General features: G+C 64.3%; 22 protein-coding genes and 1 pseudogene. 11 read left to right on the top strand and 12 right to left on the bottom strand.

Annotated features, from left to right (window positions below):
- From IVB13_RS32060 to IVB13_RS32050, 3 genes are all read right to left on the bottom strand, one after another.
- Positions 1 to 411 (bottom strand): hypothetical protein (locus tag IVB13_RS32060; protein WP_247491273.1); only part of this gene is annotated, 411 nt, incomplete at its 3' end.
- A gap of 12 nt (positions 412 to 423) precedes the next feature.
- A complete protein-coding gene (locus tag IVB13_RS32055) occupies positions 424 to 705 on the bottom strand; it encodes a hypothetical protein (protein WP_018455363.1) in 282 nt (93 codons plus the stop codon).
- A gap of 312 nt (positions 706 to 1,017) precedes the next feature.
- Positions 1,018 to 2,091, bottom strand: coding sequence for a hypothetical protein (locus IVB13_RS32050; RefSeq protein WP_247491270.1), 1,074 nt, complete (start codon positions 2,089 to 2,091; stop codon positions 1,018 to 1,020).
- Positions 2,092 to 2,333: 242 nt separating this feature from the next.
- On the opposite strand from IVB13_RS32050, the gene IVB13_RS32045 reads away from it, so the two are divergent.
- Positions 2,334 to 3,374, top strand: a complete 1,041-nt coding sequence (locus tag IVB13_RS32045; protein WP_085361736.1) for a patatin-like phospholipase family protein — start codon at positions 2,334 to 2,336, stop codon at positions 3,372 to 3,374.
- Between the two features lie 16 nt (positions 3,375 to 3,390).
- Here IVB13_RS32045 and IVB13_RS32040 read toward each other — a convergent pair whose 3' ends face one another.
- On the bottom strand, positions 3,391 to 3,819 hold the full coding sequence (locus tag IVB13_RS32040) for a CBS domain-containing protein (protein ID WP_085351136.1): 429 nt from the start codon (positions 3,817 to 3,819) through the stop codon (positions 3,391 to 3,393).
- Positions 3,820 to 4,008: 189 nt separating this feature from the next.
- Positions 4,009 to 4,785: a rhomboid family intramembrane serine protease gene (locus IVB13_RS32035; RefSeq protein WP_018455359.1), complete on the bottom strand. Its 777-nt coding sequence runs from the start codon at positions 4,783 to 4,785 to the stop codon at positions 4,009 to 4,011.
- 526 nt (positions 4,786 to 5,311) lie between these two features.
- Here IVB13_RS32035 and IVB13_RS32030 point away from each other — a divergent pair.
- On the top strand, positions 5,312 to 5,866 hold the full coding sequence (locus IVB13_RS32030; RefSeq protein ID WP_085361735.1) for a PAS domain-containing protein: 555 nt from the start codon (positions 5,312 to 5,314) through the stop codon (positions 5,864 to 5,866).
- A gap of 13 nt (positions 5,867 to 5,879) precedes the next feature.
- Here IVB13_RS32030 and IVB13_RS32025 read toward each other — a convergent pair whose 3' ends face one another.
- On the bottom strand, positions 5,880 to 6,266 hold the full coding sequence (locus IVB13_RS32025; protein WP_247491268.1) for a hypothetical protein: 387 nt from the start codon (positions 6,264 to 6,266) through the stop codon (positions 5,880 to 5,882).
- A 145-nt stretch (positions 6,267 to 6,411) separates the two neighbouring features.
- Between IVB13_RS32025 and IVB13_RS32020 the strand changes: the two genes are divergently transcribed.
- Entirely contained in the window at positions 6,412 to 6,921 is a 510-nt protein-coding gene (locus tag IVB13_RS32020) for a GNAT family N-acetyltransferase (protein WP_247335658.1), read from the top strand.
- A gap of 65 nt (positions 6,922 to 6,986) precedes the next feature.
- On the opposite strand, the gene IVB13_RS32015 is transcribed toward IVB13_RS32020, so the two are convergent.
- A complete protein-coding gene (locus IVB13_RS32015; protein ID WP_247371954.1) occupies positions 6,987 to 8,984 on the bottom strand; it encodes a DEAD/DEAH box helicase in 1,998 nt (665 codons plus the stop codon).
- A gap of 368 nt (positions 8,985 to 9,352) precedes the next feature.
- On the opposite strand from IVB13_RS32015, the pseudogene IVB13_RS32010 reads away from it, so the two are divergent.
- A pseudogene (locus IVB13_RS32010) lies at positions 9,353 to 10,092 on the top strand (metallophosphoesterase family protein).
- A 52-nt stretch (positions 10,093 to 10,144) separates the two neighbouring features.
- Complete coding sequence (locus IVB13_RS32005) at positions 10,145 to 10,498, top strand: cupin domain-containing protein (protein ID WP_085361730.1); 354 nt, start codon at positions 10,145 to 10,147, stop codon at positions 10,496 to 10,498.
- Positions 10,499 to 10,535: 37 nt separating this feature from the next.
- Here IVB13_RS32005 and IVB13_RS32000 read toward each other — a convergent pair whose 3' ends face one another.
- The 3 genes from IVB13_RS32000 to IVB13_RS31990 form a co-directional block, all read right to left on the bottom strand.
- Positions 10,536 to 11,048: a hypothetical protein gene (locus tag IVB13_RS32000; protein WP_247491266.1), complete on the bottom strand. Its 513-nt coding sequence runs from the start codon at positions 11,046 to 11,048 to the stop codon at positions 10,536 to 10,538.
- A gap of 114 nt (positions 11,049 to 11,162) precedes the next feature.
- Positions 11,163 to 11,591: a VOC family protein gene (locus tag IVB13_RS31995; RefSeq protein ID WP_247371660.1), complete on the bottom strand. Its 429-nt coding sequence runs from the start codon at positions 11,589 to 11,591 to the stop codon at positions 11,163 to 11,165.
- A gap of 113 nt (positions 11,592 to 11,704) precedes the next feature.
- Complete coding sequence (locus IVB13_RS31990; protein WP_247410743.1) at positions 11,705 to 12,856, bottom strand: zinc-binding dehydrogenase; 1,152 nt, start codon at positions 12,854 to 12,856, stop codon at positions 11,705 to 11,707.
- A 250-nt stretch (positions 12,857 to 13,106) separates the two neighbouring features.
- On the opposite strand from IVB13_RS31990, the gene IVB13_RS31985 reads away from it, so the two are divergent.
- The 4 genes from IVB13_RS31985 to IVB13_RS31970 all read left to right on the top strand — a co-directional run bounded on the left by IVB13_RS31985 (position 13,107) and on the right by IVB13_RS31970 (position 17,211).
- Complete coding sequence (locus IVB13_RS31985) at positions 13,107 to 14,354, top strand: MFS transporter (RefSeq protein ID WP_256467702.1); 1,248 nt, start codon at positions 13,107 to 13,109, stop codon at positions 14,352 to 14,354.
- A 52-nt stretch (positions 14,355 to 14,406) separates the two neighbouring features.
- Complete coding sequence (locus IVB13_RS31980) at positions 14,407 to 15,573, top strand: MFS transporter (protein WP_247491264.1); 1,167 nt, start codon at positions 14,407 to 14,409, stop codon at positions 15,571 to 15,573.
- A 68-nt stretch (positions 15,574 to 15,641) separates the two neighbouring features.
- Positions 15,642 to 16,253, top strand: coding sequence for a PilZ domain-containing protein (locus IVB13_RS31975; protein WP_007602573.1), 612 nt, complete (start codon positions 15,642 to 15,644; stop codon positions 16,251 to 16,253).
- 331 nt (positions 16,254 to 16,584) lie between these two features.
- Complete coding sequence (locus IVB13_RS31970) at positions 16,585 to 17,211, top strand: transglutaminase-like cysteine peptidase (RefSeq protein WP_247491262.1); 627 nt, start codon at positions 16,585 to 16,587, stop codon at positions 17,209 to 17,211.
- A 120-nt stretch (positions 17,212 to 17,331) separates the two neighbouring features.
- On the opposite strand, the gene IVB13_RS31965 is transcribed toward IVB13_RS31970, so the two are convergent.
- Positions 17,332 to 19,083, bottom strand: a complete 1,752-nt coding sequence (locus IVB13_RS31965) for a CYTH and CHAD domain-containing protein (RefSeq protein WP_026232930.1) — start codon at positions 19,081 to 19,083, stop codon at positions 17,332 to 17,334.
- A gap of 332 nt (positions 19,084 to 19,415) precedes the next feature.
- Between IVB13_RS31965 and IVB13_RS31960 the strand changes: the two genes are divergently transcribed.
- Positions 19,416 to 20,228: a helix-turn-helix domain-containing protein gene (locus tag IVB13_RS31960; RefSeq protein WP_018455343.1), complete on the top strand. Its 813-nt coding sequence runs from the start codon at positions 19,416 to 19,418 to the stop codon at positions 20,226 to 20,228.
- A 163-nt stretch (positions 20,229 to 20,391) separates the two neighbouring features.
- Positions 20,392 to 21,321, top strand: coding sequence for a tripartite tricarboxylate transporter substrate binding protein (locus IVB13_RS31955; RefSeq protein WP_247299768.1), 930 nt, complete (start codon positions 20,392 to 20,394; stop codon positions 21,319 to 21,321).
- 42 nt (positions 21,322 to 21,363) lie between these two features.
- Here the strand turns inward: IVB13_RS31955 and IVB13_RS31950 are convergent, their stop codons facing one another.
- The gene (locus IVB13_RS31950; protein WP_085351121.1) at positions 21,364 to 22,071 is read right to left on the bottom strand and encodes a GntR family transcriptional regulator; all 708 of its coding nucleotides are present in this window, start codon (positions 22,069 to 22,071) and stop codon (positions 21,364 to 21,366) included.
- Between the last annotated feature and the right edge of the window lie 98 nt (positions 22,072 to 22,169).

The following is a 22,169-nucleotide window of genomic DNA, read 5'->3' as shown; positions in this document are numbered from 1 at the left end:
CCACATCACCGCAACGCTTGACGCACAGACCCCGGGCGTCAGGACCACACGATTTTGCCGTACGCCGATCACACCGGTCGTGTGCGCGAGGCCTTCGCTCACGGTTGCCCGCCCTGCGAAGCCGATCGCGCCGATGTGACTAACGTCCACCGCCGTCCGGCCCGCGTTCGTGACGATCGCGATACGCCCCTCTTCCTTGGGCCGGGTTGCGGCGACACATACGTCGTTTCCGAAATTCGGCAAAGCGGAATATTTTCGCGGCTCGCGTTGACCGACAATTTGGGTGTTTCGCCCGTCGGGCAACGCAAGGTCTTGTAGCCCGGATGAGCGAAGCGACATCCGGGATTCCGACCACGAGCTGTCCTGGGTATCGCTTCGCTCACCCGGGCTACGGGACTTATCGGACTGCACGCGCAGTCCCGACTAGTCCTCGCTGGACGTCGCCAAGCGGTTGCGCAGATGGGCCTGCGACAACAGAAAGAACAATGCGCGCTCGCCATGATATTTGGCGGACGGCCGAGTGCGCTCGAAGCCATCGGCAAATTTCTTGCCGGATTGGTCGCACACCTGCCACCGCCAGCCGAACCGCTTACGCCTGGTGAGGATCACTTCGAACATGCCGACGAGCTTGGTCCCCTGCTCCTTGCCGGTCTCGCAGACGCACGAGCCTGCTCCGGCCTCCCCCGTTGGAGTGATGTCCGACATATAACGCGGCAGGATGGAAAGCGAATAAAATTGATTATCGGAAATAGGTATCTTGCACCGGCTGTGAGGAAGTCGCGGCGCCGCTGGAATAAGCCGGCGGTGCCGGTGTTGATCGGTCCTGCTTGGTAGCGCTGCCAGAGCTGTTCAAATCGAAACGCCAACAATCGCAACAGCAAGCGGAGCAGCGGAAAGCATCTGCTTTCGCACACGGGACTGGCGGTAATGAGATATGGGAATCCATGCGCTGAATGAGAAGTGTTCACCAGGCACGAAGACCAGCGTCAGGCCGCATGCGGCATCACCGCTCAAGCACTACCGCGCGACGACCTCGACTTCGCCGTCGACGCCGTTGACGACATTGAAGCCGCGCTCGTAGACCTTGCCCTCGTTCTTGGCGATGGCGCGGTATTCGCCTTCGGAGAGCACGACGCGGGGAAAGGCGCCGATCGATTCCTTGATGACGTCGCCGCCCGGGGTCAGTACCGACCAGGCGGTGTTGGCGAGCGCCTCGCCGCCCCTGTCGCTGACGAGCTTGAGCGTGATGACGGCAGCGCGGTGGGTGATGGTGACGTCGGTGAGCTTGCTGGCCTGGACGCGGATGTCCGAGCGCACCACCGAATTGGCGTCGCCGTAATTCGAGATGATGTAGTAGGTGCCCTCCGGCAGCAGCACGACGTCGCCGGCGGCCACGTTCGGCACCAGGGAGGCGCGTTCGCCGGATTCGAACTGGCTCCCCTTGTAGATCGCGAACGAGATCTGGTTCTGCGGAATGCGACTGGTGCCGACGCGGCCCTCGATGCGCAAGCCGCCGGCGGGCAGCACGAAGGACTCGCGATCGGTCTCGGCTTTCAGGCTGACGGTGCGCACCGCGCTGACGAGGCCAAAGGCGACATGCACGACGTAATTGCCAGGCGGCAACACGATGTTTGGCGTGGCATTACGATCTTCGCGAATCAGCTTGAAGGTGCCGTTCTCGTCGGGACGATCGGCAAACACGCGCCAGACCAGGCCGCTGGTGATCGGCGGGGTGTCCTTGCCGTATTTCGCGGTCAGCGACAGCACGCCCTGTCCGGGCACCGCCGCGTTGAGCGGCGGGGCGGATGGCACAGTCGTGACCGCGGGCGGCGGCATGCTGGGCGTGGTCGGCTGCAACAGGGTCGGCGGCAGGCTCGGCGGTCCGGCACCCGGGCCGGAGGGCGGCGCCAGACTGACGGCACCGCCGGGATCGGGCACCGAAGCGGGCGGCACCGGCGGCGGACGATCGGAGAAAAGCTGCGCCTGCGCAGCATTTTGGCCAAGAGTATAGAGGCAGGCAGCAAGGACCAGCACCGGCAGCAGCGATGTGCTGCGCCGCAATCCGATGATGCCGTCACCCCCGAGAGTCATGCCACCTGCTTTTCACCGAAAACGCGGCAAATTCAAGCCTCTGGATCCCCGAGAAATACGGCCAATACGGTTCTTTGGAACCCGGCTGACGCCTGCGTGATTACCCCAGGGGCACCCGTCCCTCGCCATACTCCTGCCCCGCGCGCTTCCCAAACCGGCATAAACCATGCTTCGGCCCGGTTCTGGCGGAGCGCGAGTGCGGTGCCTAGTCTGATGGCGGGCCCCGGCGTAGGAGAGTTTCGGTGCTGGACATATTGAAGGGTCGGGGTTCGAACAGCGATAAGGTCGGCGAGAAAGTCGGCTTGGGCAGCATCCGCCGGCCGGTCATCGGCCTTGCCCTCGGCGGCGGCGCGGCGCGCGGCTTCGCTCATATCGGCATTATCAGGACCCTGCTCGCCAACGGAATCGTGCCTGACGTCGTGGTCGGCACCTCGATCGGCGCAGTGGTCGGCGGCCTCTATGCGGCCGGCCGGCTCGATACGCTGGAAGAATGGGGCCGCAGCCTGCAAGGCATGCGCAACATCCTCGGCTATCTCGACATCCGCCTCAACGGCTCCGGCCTGATCGGCGGCGAGAAGCTGGCGACCCGGCTCGAGGCTGCCTGCGGCCAGAGCCAGATCGAGGATCTCCCAGTCAAGTTCGCCGCCGTCGCGACCGAGGTCCGCACCGGCCACGAGATCTGGCTGACGCGCGGCCGCGTAGTCGACGCGATGCGCGCCTCCTACGCGCTGCCCGGCATCTTCTCTCCGGTCCTGATCGGCGATCGCTGGCTGGTCGACGGCGCATTGGTGAACCCGGTGCCGGTCTCGGCCGCCCGCGCGCTCGGCGCGGAAATCGTCATCGCCGCAAATCTTTCCAGCGACATCTTCACCTATTCGACGACGGTCTATTCGCACGGCGCGATGCCTGAACCGGTGATCCCCGCGACCGAAGAGCCGGCGTCAAAGCGGCGCTTCCCGAGATTCTTCTCGCCTGAGAAGACGGTGAAGCGCGAGTTCTTCGGCGGCGGCAGCGCCCGGCCCGGCCTCTCCTCGGTGATGGTCGACGCTTTCAACATCATGCAGGACCGTATCACCCGGGCCCGCCTCGCCGGCGATCCGCCCGACATGCTGATCACACCGCGGATCGGCCAATTCGGCTGGTTCGATTTCCACCGCTCCGAAGACCTCATCGCGCTGGGCACCCGCGCAGCCGAGCGTGCGCTGGAGTCCATCCAGGAGGCAATCCACGAACTGGCGCCCGCGCCCGAGGGCGCCGCGCCCAAAGCCGACCAGCAGGCCTGATCAGGCGGTCTACTGATCAGGCAGTCTTGATGTAGTCGCGCAGAGCTTCCTGCTCGGCCTCGTATTCCTGCACCCGACGCTTGACGATGTCGCCGATCGAGATCAGGCCGACCACCTTGCCGTTGTCGACCACGGGCAGATGGCGGAACTTGCCGGTGGTCATCATCTCCATGAGTTCGGCGACCGTGTCGGTCTCCTTGCAGGTGACCACCTTGCGGGTCATGACCTGCGAGACCGGCTCCTCCAGCGCGCCGGCGCCGCGCTCGCCGATCACCCGGACGATGTCGCGTTCCGACAGGATGCCTTCCAGCCGGCTCTGGTTCATCACCAGCACCGCGCCGATCTTCTTGTCGGCGAGCAGTTTGACCGCGGCAGCCAGCTTGGCGTCGGGCTCGACGCTCATGATCTGGTGGCCCTTGGTGTTGAGAATCGAACGTACCGTCATTGTCGCCTCCCTGAATCGCAACCGTCCGCTGTTCGCGGTCCGGACTTGTTCTTCGAGTCTTCAACTAACAGTTTCAGCGCCGGTTTCACGTTCAGGCGCTTTGCGAAGCATCGCCGCTAGCGGCCTGTCGCTTCGGAACATTCTTCTCGGGAATGATGGATGAATTCGGGCGGCGCCGCAAGCGCCGCTTCAAATGCGGTCTGAAATGTCCCGTGATGACGCATCCGCAGCATCACTTCGCACGCGCGGCACCGGATCGAACAGCGCGAACAGCAACAGGCCGGCCAGGAAGCCGCCGATATGCGCCTGCCAGGCGACGCTCGTGGTCTCGCTGTCGACGCCAATCGCGCCGACGCCGAAGACGATGTTGACGCCGAACCACACCGCAAGAAAACCGAGCACCCGCCCGTCGCGCAACGCGCGCGACAGCGGCAGCGCCGGAACTCTTGCGGCGGTATCGGCATCCGATCGGCTGAACGACAGGAAGCTGCCGCGAACGAAGGCGAAGCGGATCGCCGCCGCCATCGCGCCGGACACCGAGGCCGAGGCGCCGATCATCGGCGCCACCGCGTGCTCATGGGTGACGAGATGGGCGAGCGCGCCGGCCGCCGCCGTCACCGCGAGGAACAGGAAGAACCTGATGGCGCCAAAGCGCCGCGCCAGCGCGCTGCCGAACGGCAACAGCCACAGCACGTTGAAGCCGAGATGGGTGAGATTGGCATGCAGAAGCGAATAGGTGACGAAGGTCCAGACCTTGGCGCCGGCTCCGCCGGGGATCTCCAGATTGAGCAGCGAGGAATCGTAGCGCTTGGGGATGAAGCCGAAGACGTCGATGGTCCAGTTCTCGAGCTCCGGCGGCAGCAGCACCCGCAGATGGATCACCGCGAGCAGGAGGATATAGGCGGTCAGCGCGAACGGCAGCGTCAGGATCGGCTCGCGCGGAGCCTCCTCAACGACGGCCGGCACCCCCAGCGAAGCATCTTGCGACGAAGGATCTTGCGGCGGAGAATTTGGCGGGAATTCCAAGGGCGGCTTCGCTTTCAGGCGCGATCGGAGCGACAGGCTTCACGACAGGCCTTGGAGATAGTCGCCTTTGCCCGCGCTGCGCAAGTGCACAAAAGGAAAAGGCAGGGCCCTGGGAAAGCCCTGCCTATCCGTGTCGGACTTCCGGTACCCAGAGAGACGGGAGTATCCCCACCCCTCCCCGCGGCCGGTGACCAAACTGTTTGACGCCTGTGTACAGGCCTCGCCGAGAACCTGGAGAAAAGCGGCGAGGCTTGCGACCGCGATCACCATAGCAGCGGGGCGGTGCACGGAAAGCGCATAGTTAATTTAACGTTAACGACGCAAAGGCAGCGCCAGGAGCACCGAAAATGCCGCTGCGGCATGGACGCTGCAAAGCCCCTCCTGCACAACAACACAGGGATCGCGGCTGCACTGAAGCGGGACAGGTTTGTCCCGCGAGGTTGCGCCCCGGGGTAAGCGTTCAGCCATGAAACATCCGTCGAGCCGCGAGTTCTTCGCATATTGGGACACCAAGCGGGGCACCGCGCGGGCCCCTGACCGGGCCGATATCGATCCGGCCGCCGTGCGCGGCCTGCTCGGTGACATCTTCGTGCTGTCCTGCGAGCCCCATCTCGGCTTTCCGTTCCGCGTCGCCGGCACGCGCGTCTGCGCCCTCGCAGGGCGCGACCTCAAGGATGCGAGCTTTGCGGCGCTGTTCAACGAGGCTAGCCGCCGCGAGATCGAGGAGATCACGACCATCGTCGCCGATGAGAGCCTCGGGGCAATCGCCGGCGTCACCGCCGCGCGCGAGGACGGCAGCAAGGCGTATCTCGAGCTGCTGCTGCTGCCGTTCAACGCCCGCCCGCATACACCGGTGAGCGTGACGGGCGTGCTCGCGCCGTTCGACGACGAATGCGGCGCGCTGGGCCCGTTCGCCCTCACCTCCTGGCGCTATCTGCACCAGCCGGAAAAACTGCTGCCGCGCGCGATCCGCAAGCTGCAGATCGCACGCGGGCTGATGGTCTATGAGGGGCTGCGCTAGCAGTGCACCGCGCTCACGGCATCGCCAGATGCCAGGCGCCGTTCAGAAAGCCGTCGCCGGTGACGTCGCCGGGCTTGGTGTCCTTGGCAAAGGTGTAGAGCGGCTTGCCCTTGTAGGCCCACTGCTTCGAGCCATCGTCGCGCGTGATGACGGTGTAGCCGTCGGCGGCGGCATCGCTCGCCTCGGCCTTCAGCACCGGCCAGTTGGTCGCACACGGACCATTGCAGGCCGACTTGCTGTCAGCATCCGTGTCGAAAGTATAGAGCGACATGCCCTTGGCGTCGGTAAGCACGTTCCCTTTGTCGGTCTTGCCGGTCTTGGTCGGCGGTGCCGCGAAGGCAGCGGGAAGCAGCGCCAGCGATATTGCGAGCGTGAGCGCGAGGCGGATCGATGACGTCATGGTCTCTCCTGTCAGGCAATGGGCTTGCATGGGTAGGACGCCGCGCGAGCCGTCGTATTCCTGAGATCGCGGCAAAGATATTTTTCGCTGCAAGCCTCGTCGCATCGGAATAAACTGGGATGATGGAGATGGACGACGGATCGACATGAGCAAGCCGCATTGGCGTCCCGCCCGCGCCTCCGATCTGCCGGCGATCAGCAAGATCGCAGCGCAAATCCATCCCGATCTGCCTGAACGCCCCGAGGTGCTTGCGGAAAAGATGCGGCTCTATCCCTATGGCTGCCGCGTGATCGTCGCGGACGACGGGATCGTCGGCTACGGTCTGGCGCATCCCTGGATGCAGCACCGGATTCCGCCGCTCGACGGCTTCCTCGAGCAATTGCCCGGCGATGCGGATTGCCTCTATTTGCATGACATCGCGGTGCTGCCCGACTTTCGCGGCGGCGTCGCGCGCGACTATGTCGTTGCGACCGAACAGCTCGCGCGCGCGTCAGGAATCGCGACGCTCGCATTGGTGTCGGTCTACGCCACGCGGCCGCTGTGGGAGCGTCTCGGCTTTCGGCCGGTCACGGCGGATGCGGAGCTGCGGGTAAAGCTCGCGACCTACGGCGACAGCGCAACCTACATGCTGCGCGATCTCGCTGCTCACACCTGATTTCTGAGACGATGCCGCCGGCGCAATCCGGCGGCATCATTGCCGTCCGCGCTGGGCAGCGCCAGTCAGGCGCGATGCTTCTTTTTAGTCTTCGGCTTCTTCCCGGCGGCGCCCTTCTCAGACCACGACGTGACCGAGGGCTCAGCGTGGCCCGGCTTGTTCTTGTGCTTTTTCTTCTTTGCGAAGGAAGGAGCATCGTCGAATTTCGGTGTGCGTTCGCCGTACGGCTTTTCGTGCGGTTTACCGTGTGGCTTGCCGTGAGGTTTGCCTTGCGGTTTGAACCCGTTCGGCTCGCGCGCGCGTTCGCCCTGGCGTTCACGATGATCGTTGTCGCCGCTCTCGCGCCGCGGCGCGTGGGGCCGCTCTTCCGATGCCGCCTGCCGTTGCGGCGCATCCGCCATCGGCTCGAGACGGATATTGTCTTCCTTGTCCGGACGCTTGATCTTCACGGCGAAGGATTCCGCGACCCGCTCGGAAATTTCGAACTCGGTCGTGGTGTCCATGATCTTGATCGCGCCGATGTCGTTCTTGTCGATGCCGCCACGACGGCAGATCATCGGCAACAGCCAGCGCGCTTCCGCGTTCTTTTTTCGTCCGATGTTGGCCCGGAACCAGACGCTGCCATCCGCCATGCCATGTTTCGACGACGATTTTCCCGCTTTTGGTCGAGCCCTTTCGGTCCGATCATCGCCGCGCGAAGCGCGGACATCGTCGCGCGGCGCGCGCGTATCGTTGCGGCCGCGATCCTCGCGCGGCCGGCCAGCTCGCTCGACGGGCTCCATGATGTCTTCGGGCGACGGCAGCCGCGCGCGATAGAGCCGTGCAAGTGACGCGGCGATCTCCTCGGCCGACCGCTCGGCCAAGAGCGCCTGCGCCTGCGCCAGATCGTCGGCGGTGGTCTCCTCCGTGAACAGCACGTCCTTCATGCGCTCGTGATCGAGCTTGCGGATCTCATCCGGCTGCGGCGCCGTCCCCCAGACCGCGTCGATGCCCGAGACGTTCAGCAGCATTTCCGCACGCCGCCGCCGCACGGGCGGCACCAGCATGACGCTCGTCCCCTTGCGGCCCGCGCGGCCGGTGCGGCCGGAGCGATGCTGCATGACCTCGGCGTCGTTGGGCAGGTCGGCATGAATGACGAGATCGAGGCTCGGCAGATCGATGCCCCGGGCGGCGACGTCGGTCGCCACGCAGACGCGCGAGCGTCCGTCGCGCAGCGACTGCAGCGCCGTGGTTCGCTCGTTCTGCGTCAATTCGCCTGACAAAGCGACCACGGAGAAGCCGCGCTCCAGCAGTGCCGCCTGCAAGTGCCGGACGCCGTCGCGCGTGCTGCAGAATACCAGCGCGCTCGGCGCCTCGTAGAAGCGCAACACGTTGACGACGGCGTGCTCGGCATCACCGGGCGCGATCCGGATCGCGCGGTACTCGATATCGGCGTGACCGCCTTCGTCGCCGGCGACCTCGATCCGGAACGCCCGCTGTTGATACTGCTTGGCCAGCGCGACGATGCCGCGCGGGAACGTCGCCGAGAACATCAGGGTGCGGCGCGTGTCCGGCGTGGTCTTGAGGATGAACTCCATGTCCTCGCGAAAGCCGAGATTGAGCATCTCGTCAGCCTCGTCGAGCACGACTACCTTCAATTCCGAGATGTCGAGACGGCCGCGGCGCAAATGATCGCACAACCGGCCGGGCGTGCCGACGACGATATGAGCGCCGGCCGCAAGCTCGCGCTGCTCGCGCCTGGGGTCCATGCCGCCGACGCAGGAAACGACGCGCCCGCTCGCATGCTCGTACAGCCAGGCCAGCTCGCGATGGACCTGCAAGGCAAGCTCGCGGGTCGGCGCCACGATCAGGGCAAGCGGTGCACCCGCCCGCTCGAACCGCTCGGCGTCGCCCAACAGGTCCTTGGCCATGGCCAGCCCATAGGCCAGGGTCTTGCCGGAGCCGGTCTGTGCCGAAACCAAGAGATCGCGGTCAGCGGCCTCGTCCGTGAGTACGGCGAGCTGAACGGGGGTCGGACGGTCGTAATTGCGCTCGGCCAAAGCTCGGGCGAGCGGCGCACTCATGGTCGGAAAAGACACGGGATAAACCTTGGTTGGTCCAGGCGCGGAACGTCGAGCCGCGCGACCTGAAGCTGCGTAGGCGGCAAATGGTCCAGCCGCACGCGTGGTGATCTGATTTGGACGCTCTTTACGCCAAGTGCGGGCAAATCACCATGCCTATGACGCATGGCTTTGGTGATGCCGAGAATAAGCTTACTGGCCAGCTCGACCCGCTACATCCAGCATTTTCGGGGCATTTTACTGCATATAGCGGGATTTTGGGGCGAGGCTGCAGATTTTCACGGCCACCTCGCTTAAATTATGCGCGGTTGGAGCTGCCGGAGACGCACAACAGGGCTAAGCTCAGGCCGATTGGACTAGGGAGCACGACGATGCGATTGGCAGTCATTTCCGATATCCACGGCAACCTTGCCGCGCTCGAGGCGGTGCTGGCCGACATCAAGGCGCGTGGCGTCGATCGTACGGTCAACCTTGGCGATTGCGTCACCAGCCCGTTGTGGCCGAAAGAGACTTTCGAAGCGCTCGAGGCGCTGTCGCTGCCGACCGTACGCGGAAACCATGATCGCTGGATTGAGGAGTTTCCGGACGACAAGCTCTCGTCGGCAGGTCTGTTTGCGCGCAACGCATTGACTGCGGAGCAACGTCTCGCACTCCACAGCCTGCCTTCCCAAATACGGCTGGACGATGGGATCCTGGCCTGCCACGGCACGCCCGACAACGATACGACATGCCTGCTGGAAGAAACGCTCGACGACGGCCGCTTCGTACCGGCACGCCGCGACGTGCTGGCAATGCGCCTCGCGAGTGAGCCGACGGCGCGTGTGGTGCTGTGTGGTCATAGCCACCGCCAGGCCGTCGTTCACGGACCTCATGACTGTCTGGTTCTCAATCCAGGGAGCGTTGGTTGCCGGTCTTCGCAGACATTCCCGTTGCCGCAAACCTGGAATACCGCTCGCCGCACGCGCGATATGCAATCCTCACGAAGCGACAAAGGGGCTGGCAGGCCGAACTCTTGGCCCTCGAATACGATTGGGACGCCGCATCGTCCCGTGCCCTCGCCAACGACCACCCGAAATGGGCGCGGGCCATATCGTCGGGATATGTCAAATAGCTGCTGGCATCGCTCGACCCAAATCGAGCCGCACGGAAGAACGGGAGAACACATGGCCGACGGCATTTCGCTTGCCGACAAACTCGCGACTTTTGGGGATTTCTGGTCTCCACGCACGATCACAACCTTCAACGACTGCGACGTGATGGTGGTGAAGGTGAAGGGAGAGTTCACCTGGCACAAGCACGACGACACCGACGATTTCTTCCTCGTCCTGAAAGGCAGTTTGGAGATCGAATTACGGGATCGCACGGTGACGCTTGGTCCGGGCGAACTCTATGTCGTGCCCAAAGGTGTTGAGCATCGCCCGGTCGCGCGCGAGGAAGTTCATCTCCTGCTCATCGAGCCGACCGGCACGCCGAACACGGGCGACAAGGCCACCGCCGCGGACCGCAAGCTCGCATAGATGGCAACTCGCCCAGCGCAGCTCTATGCCTGCAGCCTTAATCCCTGGAGGTCACCAGGCTGCTGAAGCCGCCGACCAGTCTAGCTCTTGCCCGCACAAGAGTGTCCCTGGCCGCGCGGCTCAGTGCGCGGATGGCGCGCCAGGCGTCGGTTGCCTGCAGCCACGCCTTCACCTCGGAGTACTTCCCATAGGCCCAGGCGAAGGCCGGAATCCGCATCAGCTTGTCGCGCGTGAGATGGAACAGGCGCTCGACCAGCACCAGCTTAAGCAGTTCGCCGACAATAAAAGTCACGGCCCCCATCACGATTTGCCCGGTCGCCGCGAGATAGGCTGCCACGGGCTTGACCGGCTCCAGGATAATGACGGGTACCGAAAACAAGGCGAGCGAGCAATAAGGCGACAGCGATCTGATCCAGCCCCGCAATCGCTTCAATTGGAGATGCCGCCCGATCCAGCGCGAGATTGGCCTCGCCACGGCCATGAAGACCGCATCCACCAGGAAGTAGATGGCGGCCGCGATGTAGGTCAGGGGCTTCAGGATCTGCTTCACGATGAACTCTCCCGTGAACTCAAAGCCGTAACCTGGGCCTAAGTTTCACCCCGGCTTGAATAACTCGCGGATTTTCGATGGAACTTTTCGTGTACGGGCCCGCCGCTGCCCGGTTCAGATCTCCGCATAGATCTCCAAAAGATTACCGTCGGGGTCGCGGAAGAACAGCGTCCGATGCCCGAACGACTGGTTCGTCGGCGGTGACAGCAGCGCCACGCCGTGGCGTGCGAGTTCGTCGGCACACGCATCGACTTCGGCCGCGGATACCTTGAAGGCCAGTTGCAGCGCGGCACTGCCCGCCGGCGTCGGCGCGTCAGTCGCGGTTCGGCCCGGCCTTGCGAGAGCCAGCGTGCTGGGGCCCAAGCCGTACTCGATCCAGTTCGGCGACAGCTCCCGCAGCAGCGGAAATGCGAGGACGTCTTCATAGAAGCGCCGCATCGCCGCCATGTCGCGCACGAAAATGACGGTGTAGTCGATCGCACGGATGGCGCGGAAGGGGGAGCGGGAGCGCTGACCTGGTTCGGTTGTGTGTTCTTCCATCATCGAGTCTTTCATTCCAAACGTCGGCGGGTAGCCCGTATGGAGCGTAGCGGAATACGGGGAGCTGTCGGCGAGAATTCCGCATTGCGCTGCGCTCCATCCAGGCCACGAACTTCTCACTCCACCAGCTCCGGCCACGGCACGATCGTCGACTTCACCGTCTTCATCGCCATGGCATCCCTGACCGCCTGCGCGACGCCGTCTTCCGTGAACGGATAGATCGTTTGCATCTTCAGCCAGGGATATTTGCCCGCCGTGCGATGGAGCATGTCGACGCCGAGCGGCAGATCGTTGGCGGTAAAACCCCAGGAGCCCAGCACGTTGATATCCTTGGTGCAGATGCGGTGCCATGAAGTCTCGATCGAGCCGGCGTCGGTGAACTGGCCCATCTCGACATAAGTGCCACCGTCGCGCAGCATCTCGACGCCTTCGGGGCCGGCGGAGGGGTGACCCGAGCAATCCATCACCAGATCGGCGCCGAAGCCGCCGACGATGTCGCGCACGCGGGCGATGCGGTCCCGCGCTGACTTCAGTTCCTCGATGTTCACTGTCGCCTCGGCGCCGAACTCACGCGCGAGCTTGAGCCGCGGCTCCTCCGGCGCACCGACGCAGATCACGCGCCCTGCTCCCATCTCCTGCGCGGCGGCGACCGCGAGAATGCCGATTGGACCCGAGCCCTGGATCACCACCGTGTCGCCCCAGGTGAAACCGCCGGCGCGGCTGGCGCGGTTGAAGGCGCGGATGCAGGACGTCAGCGGCTCCGACAGCGCACCCAGCCGCAGCGACATGTCGTCAGGCAATTTGTAGATCTTGGTGCCCGGCAGCATGTCGAGATCGACATAGACATATTCGGCCCAGCCGCCCCACATGTGAGGCGCTTTGTCGAAGCCGAGATAGCGGCCGTAATAGACCGGCGTCAGGCACTTGTTGGCGACTTGGGGATAATGGATGCAGTAATAGCAGCGGCCGCAGGGCATCAGCGGCGGGATCATCACTTTTGATCCGACCTTGAGCGGCTTGCTCATGAAGTCCTCGGTGAATTCGTCGCCGCATTCGACGATGATTCCGCCGAGCTCATGGCCGAGCGTGAACGGCCACGGCAGCGGCTTCGGCCAATGCCCCTTCAGAATGTGCAGGTCCGTGCCGCAGACGCCGCACGCGCCGACCTTGATCAGCGCGGCCCTCTTGCCGACCTTCGGCCACGGCACGGTGCGAATGACGGGTTCGCTGCCCGGCCCTGCGTGGGTGCAGACGCGGATCTGGTCCATGGCGTGTCCTCGCTGCCCGTCTGTTATGATTGATTGGTGCGGGCTGAAGCGAAGCGTATGTGAGATGCGCGCTGGTGCCAAGCCGCGGTCTCGTAACCCGCATGAGCGAAGCGACATGCGGGGCCAGCATTCCCGGATATCGCTTCGCTCATCCGGGCTACGGGACCCTGGTCTCCACACACCCAAGTGCCTTGAGCGCTCGACGGCGAACGTGTAGGCACGGCGCCAAAGTCCCACCCCAGGTGCCCGCTTGAACCCCCTCCCTCAAAATCCCGTGGTCGCGTCCGGCTCGTTCGCAGCGATGAGGTCGGTGCCCTACCGGCTCCAGTTCATCGCTTACGTGCTGGCGATGATGGCCGACAATATCGAGCATGTGATCAGCTATTGGGTGGTGTTCCAGAAATTCCATTCGCCGGCGCTGGCGGGTTTTGCCGTGCTGTCGCACTGGTTGCCGTTCCTGCTGTTCTCGGTCGCGGTTGGCGGGCTGGCGGACCGGGTCGATCCGCGCCGCATCATTCAATGCGGCATGCTGCTGTTCATCGTGGCCTCGGCTGGATGGGGTTTCTTCTTCATCACCGACGCCATCGAGATGTGGCACGCCATGCTGCTGCTGGTGATCCATGGCTGCGCCGGCGTGTTGTGGCAGACGCCGAACCAGCTGCTGCTCTATGATCTCGTCGGTCCGGCCGATCTTCCGAGCGCGGTGCGGCTGAATGCGATGGCGCGCTATCTCGGCATTTTGGTCGGACCTGCCGTCGGCGGCATTATCATGCTGACGCTCGGCACCTCGCATGGCATTATCTTCAACACGCAGTTCTATCTGCCGATGCTGCTGTGGCTGTTCTGGGCGCCGGTGCGGGACAAGAGTGTCGCCGTGCGGCGCTTCGCCGTGCGCGGCCTTGCCGACATCATGCTGACCATCCGCGCCATCGGCACGCAGCCGGTGCTGACGGCGATGACATGGCTCGCCGGCCTCACCTCCTTCATGATCGGCAATGCCTATCACGCCCAGATGCCGGGCTTTGCCGGCGATCTCGGCCACGGCGATCCCGGAATCTCCTACAGCGTGCTGCTCGCGGCCGATGCCGCCGGCGCACTGCTCGCCGGCATCGCGCTGGAATCCTGGGGGCGGCTCAAGGGCACGCCGCGCACCGCGATCATGCTCGCCATGCTGTGGAGCGTGGCGCTGCTCGGCTTCGCCTCGGTGCGGATCTATCCGGTCGCGATCGTGCTGTTGTTCTTTGCAGGCTTCCTCGAGCTGTCGTTCAATACCATGGCGCAGGCGCTGGTGCAGTTGAACGCGCCGTCCGACATTCGCGGTCGCGTCGTCGGCCTCTACAACATGGCGGGGCTTGGGATGCGGGCGTTCAGCGGCATCACGGTCGGACTGTTCGGTGCGGCGATCGGCATCCACTGGTCGCTCGGGCTCTCAGCCGCAGTGCTGCTGGCACTGCTATGTCTTCTCTATGGGCGCGCGACGAGGAAGACGGCCGGTTGACTCCGGCGTCTCCCCACCGCACGCTCGATACAGGGTTTGGGGAGATGAAGCGTTGCGCAATCGCTGGGGCATACTTGCGATCCTGTTCGTCGTTCGCCTCACCATCGCATTCCAGTTCCAGAGCGTGGCCGCGGTCGCGCCGCTGCTGCAGCAGAGCTTCGGCGTCGGGCTCGCCGATATCGGCATCCTGATCGGACTCTATTTCACACCGGGCATCGTGCTGGCGCTGCCGGGCGGCGCGATTGGCCGGACGCTTGGCGACAAGCCCACCACGATCGTGGCGCTGCTGCTGATGACGGCGGGCAGTCTCGTCATGGCCAGCACCGACGTCTGGGGCTGGCAGATGGCGGGCCGGCTCGCCTCCGGCGCCGGCGGCGTGCTGCTGACCGTGCAGCTCACCAAGATGGGCACCGACTGGTTTGCGGGGAAGGAGATCGCTACCGCGATGGCGATCTTCGTCAACTCCTGGCCGGCCGGCGTTGCGATCTCGCTGCTGGTGCTGCCGGCGATCGGCACGGCCTATGGCGCGGGCGCCGTGTTCCTCGTGGCCGGCGCGCTCACCGCGATCGGCATTGTGCTGATCACGTTCTACCAAGCACCGCCGGGAGCAACCGCCAGCGCGGCCGGCTCCGGGCGGCTTGATCCGCTCGCGCTTCTGGCGGTGATCGTCGCGGGCGCGATCTGGGGCCTCTATAATGTCGGCCTCGCCATGATCTTCTCGTTCGGCCCCTCGCTGCTCGCCGAGCGCGGCTGGAGCATTGCCGCGGCGGGATCGGCGATCAGCCTCGTGATGTGGCTGTCGGTGATCTCGGTGCCGGCAGGCGGTTATCTCGCCGATCGCTTCAAGCGGCCGTTCGTGCTGGCTATCGTGGCCAGCCTGGTGGTGGCCGGGCTGCTGGCCTGGCTGACCCGGTCCGACGCCGTGATCACGATCCTCGTCCTGATCGGCCTGATCGGCGGCCATCCGGCCGGGCCGATCATGAGCCTGACCGCCCGCGTGCTCGTGCGGGAAACCAGGGCGATCGGGATGGGCGTGTTCTACACTCTCTTCTATGCCGCGATGATGCTGGGACCGGCGGTGGCGGGCCGGCTCGCCAAATCGGCCGGCACGGCCGCGGTCGCGCTTGACCTCGGCGCGCTGACAGTGCTGGCCTGCCCGCCCCTGATGTGGCTTTTCGAACGCATTGTGTCTGTTCGTCATCGCCGCGCCCGATCCTAACGCGGCATTAACCCTGTGCACCTTAGGGTCGTCCCGGACTCCGCCAGGCGGGGGGTCGGGTTGTGAAAATGGCGTTGGCGCACAAAAAATTTCTTCCGGCCGCCGAGGAACGTCGGCGTTTCCAGCGGGTGAAGGTTCACCTGCTCGGCCGCTACATGCTGCCGGACCGCCGTGAATTCCCCTGCCAGGTGATCAACATGTCGCCGGGCGGGCTGGCACTGCTGGCCCCCGGCATCGGCAATGTCGGCGACCGCGTGGTCGCCTATCTCGACCATATCGGGCGCGTCGAGGGCAAGATCACCCGCATCATCGACAATGGCTTCGCCATGACGGTCGGTGCCACGCCGCGAAAGCGCGACAAGCTTGCGGCACAGCTGACCTGGCTCGCCAACCGCGACATCCTCAATCTGCCGGAAGACCGCCGCCACGATCGTATCGTGCCGCGCAATCCGATCGCGGTGCTGACGCTCGAGGACGGCACCAAGATGACCTGCCGCATCATCGACCTCTCGCTGTCGGGCGCCGCCATCGCCGCGGAGAACCGCCCCCCGCTGAAATCGACGGTTTTGCTCGGCCGGGTGCAGGGCCGCGTGGTCCGAAACCTCGAAGATGGCTTCGCGCTCGAGTTCATGCATTCGCAGCCAATTGAAACTCTCGAAGAGAGCGTTACCGCGCGGTAAAGCGCGAAGGCACCAAAACCACTGCATTTCCAGCACTGAAGGCGGCCTCCGCGATGCGGACGCCGCCTTTTTCATGGGTGGCGTCGAGGCTCGCGCGGGTTAACGCGGAGGCTGCGGGAGCGTGCAAACAACGGTTCCGCTAGCGTTTCCGCGTTAATCCATAAAATTTGAATCAATTGCAGTCATATCGAATTTTATTCAAATTTGACTCAAGTATAGATCGAATTCGCCGCGTGTTTTACTTGCATTCGTCTCGACTTGACTTGACTGACTTAGCGGCAACTCAAAAGCTGCCTGCGCAATGTGGTCCCAACAAGAAACGGGGGCCGCAATGTTTGATTTCAGGGGACAGGGGAAGGGATTGGCGCTCGCCGCCATGCTCTTCGGAATGAGCGCGGCAGCGCATGCCGGCGAAGGCCGTCTGCTCTACGCAAGCCTCGGCGACACCACGCGTGCGCCGATCGGCTGGGTCGAGTTCTGTGCAGACAATGCCGCTCAGTGCCAGGGCGCACCGACGCAACCGCGTGACATCGTGATGTCGCAGGCTGCATGGCGCGACCTCGTCAAGGTCAATCGCTGGGTCAACGAGACCGTCAAGCCTTTGACCGACCAGGAGCACTGGGGCGTGATCGAAAAGTGGTCGCTGCCGTCGGACGGTTACGGCGACTGCGAGGACTACGTGCTGTTGAAGCGCAAGATGCTAATCGATGCCGGATGGCCGCGCGAGGCCCTGCTCATCACCGTGGTGCGCGACAAGAAGGGCGAAGGACACGCGGTGCTGACGGTGAAGACCGACAAGGGCGAGTTCGTTCTCGACAATCAGAACGAGAACGTCGTTGCCTGGACGGAGACCGGCTACCGCTTCGTCAAGCGCCAGTCGCAGAGCGATCCCAATGTCTGGGTCTCGCTCGGCGACACCAAGCCGGCGGTCTCCACCGCCAGCGCAAGGGATCAGTAGAGACAAACGAAAGAGATACGCGACCCGGTCACATCCCCACCCCTCCCCGTCCCAGACCGGTTCGCGCGCGGCCAGCCATCCCCCAATGGCTGGCCGCAACTTTTTTAGGGTGTACTTCGCTTAGTTCTGCGGCGCCTGCCGCGACCAGGGCACGCGCGCGACGGTGAAATCGCGCCATGTGCTTTGCAGGACGGGTTGCACCCCGATCGACGCGCGCGCCTGCCAGCCTGCGATCGCCGCCGCGGCGATGGTGCCGTCGGGCTCGGCATCAAGCCCGTCCAGCAATGATGCCGTAACCGCCATGTCGTTGACGGCGCCAAGCTGCTCCTGCAAGCCGGAGAGCCTTCGCGAGAATTTTCGCGTGGATTTGCGGTCTGCGAACAGCGGCAGCAGAAACTCGCTGAGATAGCGCAGCCGCTTGGTCGCGAGCCGCAGGCGGTGCAACTGTTCGGCGGAAAGCGACTTGAAGCGGCGGCCGCGCTTGAGCACCTTGGCGTATTGCGCCGATAGGATGCGTGCCGCGAAGTCGGCCGCGGGTTCGGCGAGCTGGCCGAGATCCTCGGTGGCGACGTCGTTGCGCCAGCCCCGCGCCTCGATCCAGTTGCCGAGGCCGAGCAGGAACATGGCGCAGCGGCGATCTTCGAGGGCGCCATGCGCCTTGCGATAGGCGTCGGACTGGCGCCCGGCCGCAGCCAGGCCCAGTGCATCGAAGCCCGCGACCGACGGACAGGCTGTTGCGATCTTCGGCAAGGTATCGAGCCGGAACACATCCCAGTCGCGCGCGGCGGAGAGCTCTTGCGCCAGCCATCTGGCTTCCAACCGCAGCGCATCGAGATTGCTGAGCGCGCCGACCGACCCCATCAGATCCAACGCCGATCGAAGCCGGCGCAGCGAGACGCGCAGCTGATGGATTCCTTCCGGATTGCGGCCATCCTCGGCCGCCGGCAGCGACTGAAGCAAATGGAGGAAGCAGGAACGCAGGATTGTCGCGAACGCCTCGTCCAATGTCACCGACGGATCGAGACGAAGTTTTCGCGGACGCCGCGCCGAGGGTGGCTTGTCGGCGGCAAGATCGAAGCCGCGTGCCGATTTGGAGCGAATGGACGGCTTTACGTCGCCGTGCTCCGCGAGCCGCAGCGCGATCTCGTAGACCGCGCTCGCGCTGCCGCTCTTGAGCTCCAGCTCGATCTCGCTCACCGGCAGTGAACGGTCGCCGGCCGTCAACTCACCCTGGTCGAAGGCGATCTCGACCGTGCCTGACGGCAGTTCGATCGGCCGCGCATGGCGATGGACATCGGCAGTGAAGACCGATTCGAGCGGCTGCGCTTCCAGGTTGCCGCGAAGCTTCTCGGGAATGAACGGCATTGCCAAACCGAGATCGGGCGCAAGCGACAGTACCCTCATCTCCCACTCACCACGGCGGAGCGGATCGTCCACCGCATCGGTCTTCACGGTCTGCACGAAGCGCGCGCCGCTCTGACGAACGCGCAAGCTCAAGCCGTGGCGACGCAACGTCCGCTCCGGCGTGTCGTAATAGACGGACTTGAGATGTTTGCGCGCGCCCTTGTTGCGCGCGTTCATCGCGATCACAGGCGCGGCCTTGAAATGCGCCATGCGATCGGCATCGACGAAAAGCTTGAGCTCGATCTCACCGGCACCATGCGCGGCAGCGCTCGACCGCAGTGGTTCCGTTGCCGGTTCCGCGTCTTGCAATGGCGTCTGATCGATCACAGGTTCCGCGACGAGTTCGGCCGGCTCACGCTGCCTGAAGAAGCCAGCAACGACTTGCGTTCTCTTGTTTTCCCTTGCAACAGGATTTCCATCCCGCGCGCTCGGAGCCTTGCGAACCGGCGTTGCGTCTGACTTCAGCATTTACGGTAACATGACAGTTCGATGACAGAGCGCCATCCTATAGCCGGTGTGGCTCGCGAGGAATAGTCACGTGACGTCGCAGCGCCCTACCGTCCACACGAGGCTGGGAGCGCACAATCCAGCTTGACCACAGGAACTAAATTGCCGCTGGGCACAGCAAGCGATCGAGTTGACTGCGAATCCCGCCCTTCTCGAAACCGAGATGAACGCGTCAGCGAGCTTGACTCATGCCAACCTTCCCGCAATCGGTGGCGATGGCGTCGAGCGCGCTGCCCTGTCCCTCCGGCCGTTGCTTCATCGGCTAGCGGCACAGGCAATCACAAGGAGTTGGCATGACGTCGTTCCGTCCCGTCATCGCGTTGTCCAGGGGCCTCGAAGTCCTTCGGGTGATCAATCAGGAACGGCAGTCGACCGTCGGCTCGCTGCACAAGGCGACGGGGCTGAACAAGTCAACGATCGTCCGCATGCTCGAGACGCTGGAACATGAAGGTTATGTGGTACGTCGTACCGAGCCGGCCAGCTACGCGCCGACGGGACGGGCGCTGCTGCTCAGCGCAGGCTATGATGAGCCGACCTGGATTGGCGGCATCGCCGAACCCATCCTGAACAAATTCCGCAAGCAGATCCATTGGCCGTCAGACATCGCGGTGCTCGATCAGGAGTCCATGGTCATCGCCCACACGACGCGCGTCGATGGATCGCTGCTGTTCAGCCGCCCGCCGGGTTTTCGCTTTCCCGTCCTCGGCACCTCGATGGGACGCGCCTATCTCGCCTTCTGCGAACCCGCCGAGCAGGAGCGCATTGCCGCACGGCTGGCCCTTGGTCCGGAGCCCTGGAACGATCTGGCGCGCAATCCCGGCAGACTTGCCAAAGTGCTGCGCACGATCCGTAGCGCGGGGTTCGCAGTCATGGACGAGACCTACAGCCGCCGCGTCTTCGGGGGCGCAGTGTGGGCGATCGGCGTACCCGTCGTTTTGCGGAATCGCCTGTTCGGCAGCATGAACGTGATGATGCTTCGCGAGGCGGTCGGTCTGGAGGACGGTGTGCGGCGCTTCGTACCGCCGATGAAGAAGGTCGCTTCCGCACTTGCCGAGGCGCTCGGTGCCAAGCTTGCTGCGCCGGGTTCTCCTGCAGGTCGGCGATGATCATTTCACACAGTGAAACGATATTTTGATTTCTTGACCCCCCTTCCTGCCCGTGTGACACCTCGTTGCGGCGGCTGCCGGCTGCCCAATGACACAGGGAAAAGGGGAGGCCGAAGTGCGGACATCCGCGAGAATTTGGGCTGCCGCGATGGCATGCCTGACGATGGCCGCTTCTGAAACGGCTTTGGCCGAAGCCTGGCCGACCCGGGCAATCAGGATCGTCGTCTCCACGCCGGCAGGCGGCATCACCGATGCCTTCGCCCGCGCCTATGGCGACTATATCTCGCAGAAGCTTGGCCAGCCGGTCATTGTCGAAAACAAAACCGGAGCCAGCGGTGCGCTGGCGGCACAGTCGGTGAAGGATTCCCCGGCCGACGGCTACACGCTGATGTACACGATCTCGTCCACCTTGCTCGGTAACCGGCTGTTGTTGAAATCGCTGGCCTATGATCCGGACAAGGATTTCACGATCGTCGCGATGACGCCTTCGGGGCATCTGCCGCTGGTGGTCCATTCCGCCACCAATGCAAAGACGATCGAAGAGTTCGTCGCGTACGCACGTGGCAACAAGGTCACGGCCGGCTCGTACGGCATCGGCTCGTTCGCACATATTGCGATCGCCGAGCTCAACCGGCAATTCGGTCTCGACATTTCCATCGTGCATTACCGCGGCGAAGCGCCGATGTGGCAGGATCTGGCCGCGGGGGTGATCCAGGCGGCCGTCGGCAGCTATCAGGCTGCGCTACCGGTGCTCGATACCGGCATCGGCCGCCCGATTGCCGTGCCGACACCAGTGCGCATGAAGAAGCTGCCCGAAACCAAGACATTTGCCGAGCAAGGGGTCACGGGCAATGTCTTCCAGCTCATCAGTTTTACCGCGCTGGTGGCGCCCGCTGCGATGCCGGCAGACCGGATCGACATGCTCGCCAAGTTGATGGTCGAAGGCGGCAAGACGGAGCGCGTGCAGAAGCTGCTCGATGCCTTCGGCGTCGACCAGCCGGCCATGGATCGCGCATCCTCGATTGCGCTCTACGAAAAGGAAGGGCCGATCTGGCTCGAGTCGATCAAGACTCTCGGATTAGAGCCGCAATAGCCGCCGTCGCGCCCAGCCGGGTGCGGACGCGCCTCGTTGAGCTCAGACCCCGAGCACGTCCGCGAGTCGCAACTCGTCAGCGGCGGGATCCTTCAGAAACAGCTCGGCCTCGATCTCGTTCAGATGCGACAACATCTGCGCGCGCGCGGCCTCCCTGTCGCATTTGCGGATCGCGGAGACGATTCCGGCGTGATGATCGGTGCCGCAGGCCGGCGTGTCGTGCCGGCGGTAGAGCAGGATGATCAGCGAGGACCGCGCGATCAGCTCCTTGAGAAAACCAAGATAGATGCTGTGGCCACTCATCTCGGCGACGAGTCGATGGAAGTCGCCGGAGAGGCGGACCGAAGCACGCGCATCGCCACGCAGCTCCGCCTCGCGCTCCTCGGCAAGATGCCGCTGGAGACGCCCGATCCAGGCCGGCGACACCGCGTCAACGGCGTGATCGACGATTGTCGGCTCGATCAGGCGGCGCGCCTCGAACACTTCGCGGGCGTCCGCAGGCGTCGGCCGCGCGACGAAGGCGCCGCGGTTCTTCTCGATGTTGACGATGCCCTCGTGCGCGAGCTGTTGCAGCGCGGTGCGAACCAGCGTTCGGCTTGCTCCGTAGATCTCGCCGATCTCGTCCTCACCGAGTTTCGTGCCGGGCAACAGGCGATGCTCGAGGATCGCCGCAGTCACACCTTCCCGGATGCGGCTGACGCGATCGCTCGCATCTGGCGCGTCGGATTTCGGTCGGGACTTGACGGCCATGGGGGTGAGGACTCGATCGTCGACGAGGGCGTTGAATCCTAATCGACCAGCTGTATCCAATCACAGGCGAAACTTTATACAATCCGCGCCTGTTTTGT

This window comes from Bradyrhizobium sp. 17 (assembly GCF_023073515.1).
Classification (GTDB): Bacteria; Pseudomonadota; Alphaproteobacteria; order Rhizobiales; family Xanthobacteraceae; genus Bradyrhizobium; species Bradyrhizobium canariense_D.
This window is presented reverse-complemented; position numbering and strand designations above follow the sequence as displayed.

What these genes read in the sequence shown, in the direction of transcription:
- IVB13_RS31950 (WP_085351121.1), bottom strand. Translation starts at nt 22,071, where the DNA reads ATGGCCGTCAAGTCCCGACCGAAATCCGACGCGCCAGATGCGAGCGAT.
- IVB13_RS32050 (WP_247491270.1), bottom strand. Translation starts at nt 2,091, where the DNA reads ATGACTCTCGGGGGTGACGGCATCATCGGATTGCGGCGCAGCACATCG.
- IVB13_RS32055 (WP_018455363.1), bottom strand. Translation starts at nt 705, where the DNA reads ATGTCGGACATCACTCCAACGGGGGAGGCCGGAGCAGGCTCGTGCGTC.
- IVB13_RS31965 (WP_026232930.1), bottom strand. Translation starts at nt 19,083, where the DNA reads ATGCTGAAGTCAGACGCAACGCCGGTTCGCAAGGCTCCGAGCGCGCGG.
- IVB13_RS32015 (WP_247371954.1), bottom strand. Translation starts at nt 8,984, where the DNA reads ATGAGTGCGCCGCTCGCCCGAGCTTTGGCCGAGCGCAATTACGACCGT.
- IVB13_RS31970 (WP_247491262.1), top strand. Translation starts at nt 16,585, where the DNA reads ATGTTTGATTTCAGGGGACAGGGGAAGGGATTGGCGCTCGCCGCCATG.
- IVB13_RS32040 (WP_085351136.1), bottom strand. Translation starts at nt 3,819, where the DNA reads ATGACGGTACGTTCGATTCTCAACACCAAGGGCCACCAGATCATGAGC.
- IVB13_RS31990 (WP_247410743.1), bottom strand. Translation starts at nt 12,856, where the DNA reads ATGGACCAGATCCGCGTCTGCACCCACGCAGGGCCGGGCAGCGAACCC.
- IVB13_RS32020 (WP_247335658.1), top strand. Translation starts at nt 6,412, where the DNA reads ATGAGCAAGCCGCATTGGCGTCCCGCCCGCGCCTCCGATCTGCCGGCG.
- IVB13_RS32025 (WP_247491268.1), bottom strand. Translation starts at nt 6,266, where the DNA reads ATGACGTCATCGATCCGCCTCGCGCTCACGCTCGCAATATCGCTGGCG.
- IVB13_RS31960 (WP_018455343.1), top strand. Translation starts at nt 19,416, where the DNA reads ATGACGTCGTTCCGTCCCGTCATCGCGTTGTCCAGGGGCCTCGAAGTC.
- IVB13_RS32005 (WP_085361730.1), top strand. Translation starts at nt 10,145, where the DNA reads ATGGCCGACGGCATTTCGCTTGCCGACAAACTCGCGACTTTTGGGGAT.
- IVB13_RS32030 (WP_085361735.1), top strand. Translation starts at nt 5,312, where the DNA reads ATGAAACATCCGTCGAGCCGCGAGTTCTTCGCATATTGGGACACCAAG.
- IVB13_RS31995 (WP_247371660.1), bottom strand. Translation starts at nt 11,591, where the DNA reads ATGATGGAAGAACACACAACCGAACCAGGTCAGCGCTCCCGCTCCCCC.
- IVB13_RS31955 (WP_247299768.1), top strand. Translation starts at nt 20,392, where the DNA reads ATGGCCGCTTCTGAAACGGCTTTGGCCGAAGCCTGGCCGACCCGGGCA.
- IVB13_RS31975 (WP_007602573.1), top strand. Translation starts at nt 15,642, where the DNA reads ATGGCGTTGGCGCACAAAAAATTTCTTCCGGCCGCCGAGGAACGTCGG.